General features: G+C 44.9%; 8 protein-coding genes and 1 pseudogene. 6 read left to right on the forward strand and 3 right to left on the reverse strand.

Features of this window, described 5'->3' with window-relative positions:
• Nucleotides 1-467: 467 nt before the first annotated feature.
• Genes F6J90_RS39310 through F6J90_RS39320 form a run of 3 tightly spaced genes read right to left on the reverse strand, consistent with a single transcriptional unit; the run spans nt 468 to nt 3,405 of the window.
• Nucleotides 468-2,048: a polyamine aminopropyltransferase gene (locus tag F6J90_RS39310; RefSeq protein WP_293107075.1), complete on the reverse strand. Its 1,581-nt coding sequence runs from the start codon at nt 2,046-2,048 to the stop codon at nt 468-470.
• Between the two features lie 3 nt (nt 2,049-2,051).
• Nucleotides 2,052-2,384, reverse strand: coding sequence for a hypothetical protein (locus F6J90_RS39315; protein ID WP_293107078.1), 333 nt, complete (start codon nt 2,382-2,384; stop codon nt 2,052-2,054).
• Between the two features lie 16 nt (nt 2,385-2,400).
• Nucleotides 2,401-3,405 carry a hypothetical protein gene (locus F6J90_RS39320; RefSeq protein ID WP_293107081.1) on the reverse strand — a complete coding sequence of 335 codons (1,005 nt, stop codon included), beginning with the start codon at nt 3,403-3,405 and terminating at the stop codon, nt 2,401-2,403.
• An 803-nt stretch (nt 3,406-4,208) separates the two neighbouring features.
• Here F6J90_RS39320 and F6J90_RS39325 point away from each other — a divergent pair.
• The 6 genes and pseudogenes from F6J90_RS39325 to F6J90_RS39350 all read left to right on the forward strand — a co-directional run bounded on the left by F6J90_RS39325 (nt 4,209) and on the right by F6J90_RS39350 (nt 13,245).
• A complete protein-coding gene (locus tag F6J90_RS39325; protein WP_293107219.1) occupies nt 4,209-4,409 on the forward strand; it encodes a hypothetical protein in 201 nt (66 codons plus the stop codon).
• 447 nt (nt 4,410-4,856) lie between these two features.
• Nucleotides 4,857-5,009, forward strand: a complete 153-nt coding sequence (locus F6J90_RS39330) for a hypothetical protein (RefSeq protein WP_293107084.1) — start codon at nt 4,857-4,859, stop codon at nt 5,007-5,009.
• Nucleotides 5,010-5,770: 761 nt separating this feature from the next.
• Nucleotides 5,771-8,944, forward strand: a complete 3,174-nt coding sequence (locus F6J90_RS39335; RefSeq protein WP_293107087.1) for a tetratricopeptide repeat protein — start codon at nt 5,771-5,773, stop codon at nt 8,942-8,944.
• Nucleotides 8,945-9,095: 151 nt separating this feature from the next.
• Nucleotides 9,096-10,454 (forward strand): tetratricopeptide repeat protein, encoded by a 1,359-nt coding sequence (locus tag F6J90_RS39340; RefSeq protein WP_293107090.1) that lies wholly within the window; start codon nt 9,096-9,098, stop codon nt 10,452-10,454.
• Complete coding sequence (locus F6J90_RS39345; protein WP_293107093.1) at nt 10,451-11,590, forward strand: tetratricopeptide repeat protein; 1,140 nt, start codon at nt 10,451-10,453, stop codon at nt 11,588-11,590. The genes F6J90_RS39340 and F6J90_RS39345 overlap by 4 nt, the downstream gene beginning before the upstream one ends.
• Before the next feature lie 415 nt (nt 11,591-12,005).
• Nucleotides 12,006-13,245 (forward strand): annotated as a pseudogene (locus F6J90_RS39350) (transposase).
• Nucleotide 13,246 lies beyond the last annotated feature (1 nt).

Consider the following 13,246-nt stretch of genomic DNA (forward strand, 5'->3'; position numbering starts at 1 on the left):
ATTGAAGCAATTTTCACAAGACTTCGTCAAGTCGCTTGACCTATGGTCACGCTGCTTAACGCGCTCCAATTCAAAATTCAAAATTATTAATTCAAAATGACAATCAGTGGGGGCTTGTACCCGCCGTCGCTTGACCTATGGTCACGCTGCTTAACGCGCTCCAATTCAAAGTTCAAAATTATTAATTCAAAATGATTCGGACAATTCTATATTTTTAATTTTTAATTTTTAATTTTTAATTACCCAGGGGGCTTCCAGAATTAAAAAATTGCAAAATTTATGATTTTCTTTATTTTGAAGTTTGAATTTTGAATTTTGAATTACCACTAGGGGTCAAGCAGTACTTTCTTGCCTCCTGCCTCCCGCCTTCTAATCTGAAAATAGGAGACAGGAGTCAGGCAAGATTGATTTTCATGCATGATGGTGAAAAAAATTGTTTATCGGGACTGCCTTGGAGCCTTCTTGCACTAGTAAGCTGCCCAACGGGGGTCAGATTGGTAGCGTACAATCACAGGATGAGCAAGGCGGTTGACCTCGACATTACCCAACTTAATATCTCCTGGCAGCTCAAACAAGGAGTGTAAAATGGCTGGGGTGAGAAAGCGAGTTGATACCGATAAATTGAGGGTGTCCGGCTGAATCGATCGCCTTGATGCTAGCACAAAACCCCAAGGCCCAAAGCTGGGGACATCTATAACATAGGGATGAACTAATAGTCCGACATTTTCCAAGGTTGCGGCAATACAACTCAGAACATTGGGAGCAAAAAAGGGACTAGATGCCTGAGTCACAAACATGCCTTTGTCTGCTAATCGCGGTAAGAGACGGCGGTAGAATCCTTCTGCATAAAGCTTGGCAATAATCTCTTGATCGGGGTCGGGAAAGTCGGCAATAATCACATCAAAGGTTTCGTTGAGTGCGGGTGCCCTAATGAAAGCATCAGCATACAACACTTCGACACGGGGGTCGGAAAATGAGTTATCGTTAACTTGGACTAATTGAGGGTGATGACTAGCTAACTTGACAACCTCGGTGTCTAAATCGATGAGTAGGACTCGTTCGACTTCTGGCCATTTGAGCACTTCCCGCAAGGCCATACCATCACCTCCACCCAACACCAGAACCCGACGCCTACCAACACTAGCACTCATGGCGGGATGAACTAAAGCTTCATGGTAGCGGTATTCGTCGAGGGTGGAAAATTGCAAATCGCCATTGAGGAAGAGACGAACATCCTGTCCTTGTCGTGTTAGGACAATGCGTTGGTAGGGAGACTGGATGCGGGTGATCACTGGCCCACTATACAGAGTATTTTCCAGCTTGTCGCTAATCGGAATGGCTAAGGGAGCCAAGGTACACAGGAGAATACCTAGGGTTAAACCCAAATATCCCCAGGGCCGCAGTCTGGGAAAGCGTCTCCCAATAGCAAACACCATCAAGGCGGGTAATGACCCTAAGACAAAAGCCGTAGGAAATAAACCGATAATGGGTAATAAGAGGATGGGAAAAGCGAGGGAACCCAGTAGTGCTCCCAAATAGTCTAACGCTAAAACACCTGCTAATGCTTCCCGCACCCCTTTGTCCAATTCCAGAATTCGGGTCAGTAGCGGCACTTCCAGTCCTGCTAGTACTCCCAGAACAATAGTGACGAAGAATAAACCCAGCCAGATGGAACCATTGCTAACAAATACAGCAAATAGTCCTAAAGGCAATACGGCAGTTAGGGGAGCAATGAGTAGTTCAACTTTGACAAAGACTAAGAGTAGTTGGTGTTGTAGAGATGGGGAATTGGTCTGATTGACAGCAATAAACTGACTCAGGTAAGACCCTAGACCCATTGCTGCGAGAAATACTCCAACGGAAATACCATAGGATAGAGCTTGATTCCCTACCAAGTAACTTGCTAGAGTTCCCAGCAACAGTTCTACCGCTAGTCCACAAATTGAGGAAACCGCAGCAGCAATCATCAGCAACCAACGCTGGTCCGGTTTGAGGGATGGGATGCTAGAGTTAGCTATCGGTTTCCCATCTGATATCGCATCTTCCATAGTCTATTTCCCAGTAGCCGGACCGCCTCCGCGAAAGCTACCATAGTCTGAGCGATTGGGCGACGATTCCCAAATACCTAGATAATAGTAACCGGATAAATAGGTCCGATGTCGGGGCCAGTAGTTCTCTTGTTTTTCTTCCCGCAGGACAAGGGCTGAACGCTGAGTGTAACCTGCGACTATGGTAAATAGTGCGATCGCAACTGTCGTCGCTGTCAAAATTTTGGTCAACATGGGATCAATTCCTGGATGGAAAATACAAGTAGTGGGAGCATCTTGCTCGAAGCCCGTGACACTGCTAAAACTGTTTAATAGATTTTTTTCTCGATATCCCACACTCTCCTACCTGTTTTTAAGGCATTAATGGCGTATCAACGGTTGGGCTAATTTTTACGACCTCAACGCTTTGTAAGGTACGGTTGCCATCAATAACTCTCAAGGTTGTGCGATCGACAGATGCATCTGGCCATACTTCCACGGAGAAACCATAGGAACTGCGAGATTCCAACAGGAAGAATGTTTGTACTTTACCTGTTGCTCTCTTGATCTTGCCGTTGTTTTTGAGATAGTTCATAGGCAAGGGAAACGAACGGTTATAGATTTCCTCACCATAGGAGTCCTTGACAAAAAGGCGAACTTCTAGTTTCGATGGGGAAGTTTCATCTGCCTTAACATCAACTCTAACCCGCACAAGGCGATTTGCACCACCGACTATAGCGCGATCGCTGGGGTCGCTATCGTTAATCGTTTTGAAGATGGCTTTTTTCCCGGTTAATGGCGCTGCATATAAAGTCATCAAGGTAAGACATAATGTCCCCACTAAACCTGGCCAAAGATAGCGCGTATCTATCACTCCATTTTGGACAGTTACCTGAAACGGCACTGGTTGATCAAGTACTTGTCCTGATGTATCCCCATACTCCAAAACTGCAATGGCAATGGTCACCATCTCATCCTGCTTGGCGCGAACATCAAGTCCTCCTAACAGGTCATCGTCTTGCCAAGTACCAGACTCCCCATCATCATACCAAGTACCTGATTCATTCCAGGCTTGCTTGATGGCGGAGGCGAATGGTTGACCTTGGCCATCGAGTAACTGGATTTCATAAGTAACCCATCGGTTAAGGGGAATTTTTGCTTTAGCTTCAATGCGAAGAGCACCAATCAGCTGGCGCTTGAGGGACAGTGTTTGAAGTTGCAGCGGTTCCTCTTGCCTGGCACTGACGGTAGTAGATAGCAGTGTTTTCTGGAACCGATAACCATGGGATAAGGCAAAAAATACCAGTACTGTAGACCCGATAGCAATATAAGGCCAGGGGTCGATAAAACGACTAGTACGTTGAGTTTCAATAGTCACTGGTTTTTGTTGTGTCTCTATAAACCATTATCTACACCGACCCAGAGGTGATGTCCACAAACTCCAGTTTTTAGCACCAGTGGTAATTGTCTGAGCAAAGTAGAAAATAGTTTTTGTACCAACACGACGGCGTTGCTGAATTAAGGAATGAATGCGCGATCATCTGGTTTTATTAAAGCCCCCTAAATCCCCCAATTCTGGGGGACTTTGATAGTTTTGTTCCCCCCAGAATTGGGGGGCTAGGGGGGCGAAACCATACCCATAATCAGCAACGCCAACACGACAGGCATATTCCAATTATCAATTCTCAAAAATTCAACAAATCAGAAGGTTTTTTTCTTTTCCTCTTCTGTGTTGGAGACATCCGTGATTCTGGAAAAGTTGGCTCTTCCGTACTTGTTATGCTAAATAAACACTTTAGCTAAGGGAGCAGGGAGCAGGGAGCGGCGCTGCATCGCTTGTAAAATCACTGGACTTATTAAAAACTAGCTCCAACTCTGGTATCATCTGCCTTCTGCCTTCTGCCTTCTGCCTTAAAACAGCCCATTTATTTCACGAATCAGATAGGATTGCTATAGTCCCCAATCAGCTGATAAATTACTAACTATAATTACAATTACTCCCCCAATCAAGATTTTAATTGGTTGTTGTTTAACAGAGGGAAGAGCCGCAAAGCTAACGCTACCAGAACGCTAATTTTTTATTCACCCTAAAACTTCCCAAAAAAAACTTTTTAAAACCCTTGACAACTATAACTATAATCATTACAATAATCAATATAAACCGAAATGAGATTTTTTATGATGTCACAAAAATTCAGCCAAAACTTCAAGAAACAACCTGCTCAACACACTCTGAAAGGTTCTCGTCAATCAGTACTTTATAGTATGCAAATGCTGTATGCCCTAGGCTATGCAGAGATTGCGGAATGGACGCCTTTGGAAGCGACTGATGTTCCAGGAGAAGTGAGGACTACAATCACCAAGTATTGGTTGTTGCCATAACACCTTAATTTTCTGGGGGGGTTTCCCCCCTGGCCAAGGTTGTGGTCTGGTTTTTTAGCGCGGTCTTTGGCCAATCAGATAGGATTTGATCAGGTTAGGTTTGCTAATTTTGTGACATAAGAAATTGAAATAGTCGTGGATAGTATTTCTGCGGCTATTTTTTTTTACTTTACTCCCTACTCCTTAATCCCTAGTCTAAACAACGCTATAATTATAAAAAATAACCTTTAATTCAAAAGCTATGGAAACTCAAGACTTAAGAGGTTGTCTGAGAAGTATCATTTGCTACATCCAAGCCCCCTAAATCCCCCAATTTTGGGGGACTTTTAACAGCAAATTGATTCTTGTTCCCCCCAGAATTGGGGGGCTAGGGGGGCAAAATTCAGTATCAAAAAACTTTTCAGATATCCTCTAAAAACACTGATAAAAGAAAGCATCCGAGAAGTTTTGAGAGAAGAAAGACTCTTACTCTGTCATATGTTAATGCCTTACGTTAGTGATCAAGAGCAACAAGAGCTTGACACCACTTTTGGCTTACCTCAAGACTATGAGACTGAAGACGTGACTGATCTGACAGATTGGATTAAAAATGACTATTAAATTCCGCAAGAGTGCGATTAAATTCTTAGAGTCTGCTGATAATTAAACTATTCCAATCACAGAAATTATTCAAACTCAATAAGCTTGGAAAAAATAATTCAGCCGTGAGCTAAAAGCTCACGCTACGCGAACAGCCGTCAGCTTATTTGATTTAAAAGCACCGATTACGCTACCCAGACGCTGCGCGAACAGTAGCCTCGCTTATGGCCAATAGCTAATAGCTGATAGTTGATAGCTTACGTAAAAATTATCGCTCTGGTAACGATCAAGGAATTTCATCTAAATATTTAAAGGTGAAGTTATTAGGATAAAACGTTGATTGAATATAGTTTTATAAGAGGTTGTATGAGAAGTTTCATTTGCTACATCCAAGCCCCCTAAATCCCCCAATCTTGGGGGACTTTTAGAAGCAAATAGACTCTTGTTCCCCCCAAAGTTGGGGGGCTAGGGGGGCAAAATTCAGTATAAAAAAACTTTTCAGATATCCTCTAAGACAATTCGTGATCGTGGAAATGTTTATACTCACATCTGGCACCATTGGGATTAATCGTCGGTGAGGAGTACCTACCAATGCGCTTTGCAAGCTGATCTTATCTGTCTCAATCACTGCCCATCCTACTTGCTAACTAAACTATACTTCGGTTACTATCAATCCCAATAGCTATAATTTCAGTGGAAGAATAATAGTGAGTGGCACACTACTGTATCACTCCCACTTCCTCTCGTGAGGTTCATTGGGTATCTCAAACGGTGTTCAGAAAATGAATCAAAACCTATCTGTTAAGGGAGCAGCTATTTTAGCCACCGTTGTCGGTGTGATGGCAATGGGAGTGGCTTTCCCTAGGTCTAGCTGGGGGCAAAGTATCATTGCTCAACAACCCACTTTACCAGGGAGTGAAGGGAAGCAATCGACCATCAATGGTGTTTTGGATCTGGAAAGTTATACTGCTGACAACGGGAGGTATTTTCAGATTCACACTTTTTCTGGTAAAGCCGGGGAAGCGATTACCATTGAGCTAACCAGCAGTGAGTTTGATGCTTACTTAATTTTGGTAGACCCCGAACAGGAAAAGATAGCAGAAGATAATGATGGGGGAGAAGGGAACAATGCTAGAGTGAGTTTGAGTTTACCCAGCACAGGTACCTACACAGTAATTGTCACAACTGACAAACCAGAAGAGAGAGGACGCTACAGACTCAGTGGGCGAGAAGCTTCAGCGGAAGAGTTATCCCTAACAGAAGCCTCTCAACTCAATCAGCAAGTAGAAGAGCTTTATCAGCAAGGAAAGTACTCAGAAGCGATTCCCCTAGCTGAGAAAGCATTAGAGATTCGGCAAGAAATCTGGGGAGAGGATCATCTCGATGTGGCAACCAGCCTCAATAATCTGGCATTACTCTACCAAAGCCAAGGCAGATATCCTGAAGCCGAACCCCTCTATGAACAAGCCTTAGCACTGACGAAAAAACTCTTTGGTCAAGACCATCCCGATGTGGCAACCAGCCTCAATAATCTGGCTGCACTCTACGAAAGCCAGGGCAGATATCGTGAAGCCGAACCCCTCTTGCGAGAAGCCTTAGCACTGACGAAAAAACTTCTTGGTCAAGACCATCCCCATGTGGCAGAAAGCCTCAATAATCTGGCTGCACTCTACGAAAGCCAGGGCAGATATGGTGAAGCCGAACCCCTCTATCGACAAGCCTTAGCACTGAGGAAAAAACGCCTCGGTGAAGACCATCCCGATGTGGCAATAAGCCTCAATAATCTGGCTGCACTCTACTCAAGGCAGGGCAGATATCCTGAAGCCGAACCCCTCTTACAACAAGCCTTAGCACTGAGGAAAAAACGCCTCGGTGAAGACCATCCCGATGTGGCAATAAGCCTCAATAATCTGGCTGCACTCTACTCAAGGCAGGGCAGATATGGTGAAGCCGAACCCCTCTATCGACAAGCCTTAGCACTGAGGAAAAAACTCCTTGGTCAAGACCATCCCGATGTGGCAACCAGCCTCAATAATCTGGCTGGACTCTACTGGGCACAGGGGAGATATGGTGAAGCCGAACCCCTGTATCAACAAGCCTTAGCACTGAGGAAAAAACTCCTTGGTCAAGACCATCCCGATGTGGCAATAAGCCTCAATAATCTGGCATTACTCGACTGGGCCCAGGGAGACCCTACGTCTGCTCTCAACCTCCTAATTGAAGGGTTAAAGGTAGAAGAAAAAAACCTCGACGACAATCTGCGGACTGGCTCTGAGTCTGAAAAACAAGACTATCTCAACACAATCTCTGATACAACAGATGTAACTATTTCCCTCCATCTCCAACAAGAGCCCAACCATCAAAAGGCAGCCCGTTTAGCACTAACCACAATCTTGCGTCGTAAAGGTCGTATTCTGGATACTACCACCAATAGCTGGCAACGCTTGCGGCAAAACCTTACCCCTGAAGACCAGCAACGCTTCGACGAACTCAACCAAACTAACAGCCAACTGGGAAAACTCTACAATCAAGGTCCCGGTAATCAGTCTCCCGATGACTATAAAACCCAACTCGAAGAACTAACGAAAAAAAAGAAAACTCAAGAGAAGGATCTTTCGGAAAAGAGTGATGTATTCCGAAAGGCCACTCAAGTCGCTACCCTCAAAGCTGTGCAAGCTCAACTGCCCCCTGATGCAGTTCTGATTGAATTCTTCCAATACAAACCCTTCAAGCCCAAAGCTCCTCCAAATCAGCTATGGGGCAAGCCCCGCTATGCCGTCTATACTTTACACTCTGATGGTAGTTTTCAAGGCATTGATTTGGGACCAGCAGAGGAAATAGACCCACTGATTAAGAATTTTACCGCTGCTATCCGCAGTCCTGGAATACATATTTCCCAAGTTAAAGACGCTGCTCGTAAATTAGAGAAAGCGATACTGGCTCCGATCCGAGCACAAATTGGTAATAGCAATCACTTAATCATTTCACCGGATGGGGCTCTCAACTTGATTCCCTTTGAAGCCCTGGTGGATCACAATAACCAATTCCTGATTGAAAACTTGACCTTTACCTACCTTACCTCCGGGCGAGACGTGCTGCGTTTCCCTGTTCAAGCCCCACCTCAGCAGCCGCCAGTGCTGATTGCTGCCCCGATTTTCGGAAAACCTGGTGAAACGGTTGAATTACCTCAAAACCCTACCCGTTCCGGGAATTGGCCCCAGCGTAAGCTTCCGCCTCTACCAGGAACCAGAGATGAAGCTGAAGCCATTGCTGAAATCTTACCCCAAGCTCAACTCCGGCTTGGGCGACAGGCAACTGAAGCGGTGATCAAGCAAGCCCATCGTCCCAGTATTCTGCACATTGCCACTCATGGCTTCTTTGAGGGCAATCAACAGGTTGACTCTCTGGTGGCAGAAAATCCCCGATTGCAGTCTAGGCTGACTTTGTTCAAGTCTGGACTAGTGCTGGCTGGGGTTAAGAATTATCAGAGTGGCAACCTTGCCGATGTAATCCAGGATGGAGTACTGACAGCTTCGGAGGCATCGGGGCTGAATCTCTACGGTAGTGAGTTGGTGGTACTCTCTGCCTGTGAAACGGGACTAGGTGAACTCTCTCAAGGAGAAGGAGTCTATGGTTTGCGGCGAGCCTTGGTGCTAGCTGGTTCCCAAAGCCAGGTGATCAGCCTCTGGCAAGTGAACGATCAGTCTACTAAAGAGCTGATGGTCTCCTACTATAAGAAGTTAAATCAGGGTCTGGGACGTAGCGAGGCCATGAGACAGGCTCAACTAGAGATGGGGCAAAAAAATCCAAAATACCAGCACCCCTATTTTTGGGCAGCTTTCATCAATTCTGGTAACTGGAAACCATTCAGAAGTCAGAAGGCAGAAGGCAAGAGGCAAGAGGCAAAAGGCAAGAGGCAAGAGGGGCAAGAGATCCGGAGTTTTATTGTCCAATAAAACTAGACCTCCTAGGTTTACATCTCAAATACAAACACTATATAGCGATTTGCAGAGTTCCCTGTTCCCTATTCCCTGTTCCCTGTTCCCTAAAAAACCATAAATATGTATTTAAAAAAGTCGCAAACCGCTATAAGTCACACCCAAGAGCATGCCCTATCATACATTGGTGCTAAGTCAATATCGAGCTGCCCTCCAGTCCCTAGCCACAGATTCTCCCTTGACTGATCAACAAGCTCTAGAGATTCTGTGTGCCAGAGATGCACTCAACAATGCCCTCACTCAGGAACCCTTCATACCTGCAGAGCTTCTAGAGTGCATCCATGAGCTAGATGCCCAACTCCAACAACAGGGACAACGGATTGACCAAGCTCTCGAACTTTCTACCTATCGCCACAGCCTACCCGCAAAGCCTAAGGGCTGGTGGTGGTATCTGGATCAACAGCGTCCTCCTCATCCCCTAGATCGTTACGACTGGGTGTTTAAGGGTCTGACCTTTGGAAGTTGGAGTGTGAGTCTGGCTCTGCTAGTCAACATTGCCAGTCGTTTCTTAAGTGGTGGTCTCGATGTGGTTGGCACTTCCGCGATCATTGTACCAACTCTGATCACTCTGCTGAAAGCCAAAAGTGACCTTACCGAAGAAGACCAAAAAGATAACGATTTCTCAGAAGCATTGAAAAAAGGTTTTGAGGAATTGCTGATTAGTTGGAAAGTGCCCAAGTTTCTTCATGCTGAAACTAAGTTTCTCTCCACTATCGCTCTACTGTTGGGATTGCTAGGGTTTTGGTATAGCCTACCCAGGATTTCAGGTATTTACGATCGACGTGGCTTCGACCACTATAAAGCAGGTGAGCTTAGTAGTGCTGAAGCCAACTACCAAAGAGCGATTGCCCTTGATCCTGATAATGCTAACGCCCATTACAAACTGGCCGTAGTCTATGAAGACTGGTTACAGCTCAAGAAATCAAAGCAAGAGTACCAACTGGCGGTAAGTGGCAAAATTCCTAGGGCATACAACAACTTGGCCAGACTCTACATTCTAGAAAAGGACTATCCTAAAGCGGCAAACCTTTTAGTTGAAGGTCTAAAACTTACCACCAAGCAATCAGTTTATCCACAGGATAAATACAATTTATATAAAAATCTAGGGTGGGTAAGATTCAAACAAAACCGGGATTATGAAGCTAAAATTGCCCTGGACAAAGCTATCAACATTGCCAAGGATCCAGATGTGGCCAAATATCTGCCCAATCGTGCCTCTGCCTCTTGTATTTTAGCTCAGGTACTTGAACGCCAGGAAAAACCTGAAGCTCCCAATAAATCTCTCAAGCAATGGGAACATTGTCGCAATTTAATCATCGGAAATCCCAGGATTTCAAAACCAAACAAATTGCTGGATCTAACTAATGATTTAGGAATAGGAAATCCTTGGATTCCAGAAGAAGACACCTGGTTACATCTAGCTAATCAACGTATTCAGAAAGCTCAACAACAGAAACAAAGGCCATGATTTGGAAACGTCTATTCTCCATCTCCCTACTTTCCACGGTTCTAATCGCGATCGCAGCTCCAGCAACTATTCCGGCTGAAGGTCTCTACTACATCGCAGCTGTCACAGGAGATGTTCAAGTGAAACGTCGCCTGTGGTTTGGTTATCGTCGGGCTTACAAAGGAGATCGCCTCAAGCTCACAGACCAGATCTGGGTCAAAAACCCTCAGTCCTCTGCTACAGTTTCCTGCAATAATCTCAGTAATTGGCAAGTTCCTGTAGGAACAGCTTTTAAGGTGTCTGAAGGTTGCTCAAATTCAGGAATATTGTTCCAACCGGGAGATGATCTTCCACCTGGACGTGGCATAGGAAACGAAAACCTTCCCGACCTGATCAGTCCTAGGAATACAGCACTACGTCCTAATCAACCCCTGACCCTGCGCTGGCATGGGGTGAAAGAAGCCACCCACTATGATGTTACTATTAAGTATCTGGCAACACCAGTGTGGGAAAAACGGGTATCTGAACCCATAGTTGATTATCCTGATAGCTCCCAACTCCGACGGGATCGGGATTATTTTATTGTGGTAACTGCTAGTACCGGTGTGTCTTCACCTGAAAATCCCAATCAAGAGCCAGCTCCCACCATTACCCTGCTGACGGATGAGCAGGAACAGGAGCTAAAGAAAAACCTAGCTCAGATTGAGACACAAAATCTGGATGCAGATGCCAAAGCTCAGGGCAAAGCTCATCTTTATCACAGCACTTGCCAAGATCTAAATTATCCCAACACTTGTCTCAATCAGAATGCCATTGAGGTTTTAGAAACAAGAATCAAAGCTGGTACAGACAATGCTGCCATTTATCAGCTCCAAGCTGACATGTATAAGCGCATTGAACTAAAGCGGAAGGCTCAGCAGCGTTACCGCACAGCCCTGGCACTGGCCAAAAAGGCTAATAATTTGCCATTGCAGGCAGAAATTCAAGAACAGCTTGGTGAGATTGCCCACAACCTAGAAGAGTTTGCTGAAGCGGTTGAGCGGCTAGAGGCTGCTGAGGGAATTTATCAAAAGCTTTTAAATTTGGAAGATCCAGAGGCACAAGGGAAGTTAGAGGAGCTAAGGAATGATATTGAGGATTCTCGACAGAGGATTTGAGGGAAAATTGGGGGTTGCTGAATTGAAGTATCAATGCAGGATCTTTTGGTTTTGGGCAAGCCCCCTAAATCCCCCAACTTTGGGGGACTTTAAGAGTTTTGTTCCCCCCAAAATTGGGGGGCTAGGGGGGCTCAATCATACCCAGAATCAGCAACACCGAAAATTGAATGGGTAACTAAGTAGTCAGGGGTCAGCTATCAGCTATCAGCCAAAGGCCAATGACTGACCGCTGACCGCTGACCGCTGACTGCTTTAGGTTTGTTATAAAAATCGAAACGCTGAAAACCCCGTGTCTTTAGACCGGGGATGAAAGCGAATAGCGGCTTTAGCCGCCTGTGAAAAATATTCTTTAAAAATCCGGAATCTTAGTCTAGGTGTTGTAGAATAAAAATGGATACAGTTGAGGTCGAAGCTGATGATCATACTAGAGTTTAAAGCGAAAGGAAATAAACATCAATATTTCGCTATTGATGAGGCTATTCGGACTGTTAAATTCATTCGCAATAGTTGTCTCAGATATTGGATGGACAATAAAGGGGTTAATAAATTTGACCTTAACAAATACAGTGCAGTTCTAGCCAATAATTTCCCTTTTGCTAATGAGTTGAACTCTACAGCTCGTCAGTCTAGTGCCGAAAGAGCATGGTCATCAATCATTCGGTTCTTTGATAACTGTAAGAAAAAGGTACCCGGCAAAAAAGGCTTTCCTAAATTCCAGAAAAACTGCCGTTCAGTGGAGTATAAACAGTCTGGCTGGAAGTTGTCCCCTGACAAGAAGTCAATTACATTTAGTGACAAGAAGGGGATTGGAAAACTCAAAATTAAAGGTACATGGGACTTATGGCGTTTCGATAAAAAACAGATTAAGCGGGTTCGGATAGTCCGTCGAGCTGATGGCTACTATGTCCAGTTTTGTATTTCAGTTGACATCAAAGAAGAATTAGAACCAACTGGAACGGCTGTCGGCCTGGATGTTGGACTAAAAGAGTTCTATACTGATTCCACTGGTAACACTGAACCTAACCCCCGTTTTTACAGGACGGGAGAAAAACGCCTTAAGTTCTATCAGCGCAGAGTTTCTAGAAAAAAGAAAGGCTCATCTAACCGTAAAAAGGCCATTAATAGACTAGGCAGACATCACCTTAAAATAAGTAGGCAGCGTGAAGAACATGCCAAGAGAATGGCGCGTTGCGTAGTCCGATCTAACGATCTGGTTGCCTATGAAGATTTAAGGGTAAAAAATCTGGCTAAAAACCATTGTCTTGCTAAGTCTATTAATGACGCAGGTTGGTATCAATTCAGGAAATGGATGGAGCATTTTGGCACAAAATTTGGAAAGGTAACGGTTGCAGTAAATCCCGCCTATACCAGCCAAAATTGTTCCAACTGCGGTGAGGTTGTTAAAAAGTCTCTATCAACTAGGACTCACACCTGTAAATGTGGATGTGAACTTGATAGAGATGTTCCTTCGGAACCGCTTCGCGAACACAATGCCGCCATAAATATCCTAAAAAGAGCCTTGAGTACGGTGGGGCACACCGGAACTTGGGTTGTCAAAAACCTAAACGCTTCAGGAGATCCGACCTCTACTCTTCCTGGTTCCGGCCAGCTATACGCAAGTTAGATCGTTGAGTGAAGAATCCCCGCGTCTTTAGA

The sequence above is a fragment of the Moorena sp. SIOASIH genome (assembly GCF_010671925.1).
GTDB lineage: Bacteria > Cyanobacteriota > Cyanobacteriia > Cyanobacteriales > Coleofasciculaceae > Moorena.

Bases quoted from the DNA above. Each gene is read 5' to 3' on its own strand.
- F6J90_RS39310 (WP_293107075.1), bottom strand. From the start codon at position 2,048: ATGGAAGATGCGATATCAGATGGGAAACCGATAGCTAACTCTAGCATC.
- F6J90_RS39325 (WP_293107219.1), top strand. From the start codon at position 4,209: ATGTCACAAAAATTCAGCCAAAACTTCAAGAAACAACCTGCTCAACAC.
- F6J90_RS39335 (WP_293107087.1), top strand. From the start codon at position 5,771: ATGAATCAAAACCTATCTGTTAAGGGAGCAGCTATTTTAGCCACCGTT.
- F6J90_RS39340 (WP_293107090.1), top strand. From the start codon at position 9,096: ATGCCCTATCATACATTGGTGCTAAGTCAATATCGAGCTGCCCTCCAG.
- F6J90_RS39345 (WP_293107093.1), top strand. From the start codon at position 10,451: ATGATTTGGAAACGTCTATTCTCCATCTCCCTACTTTCCACGGTTCTA.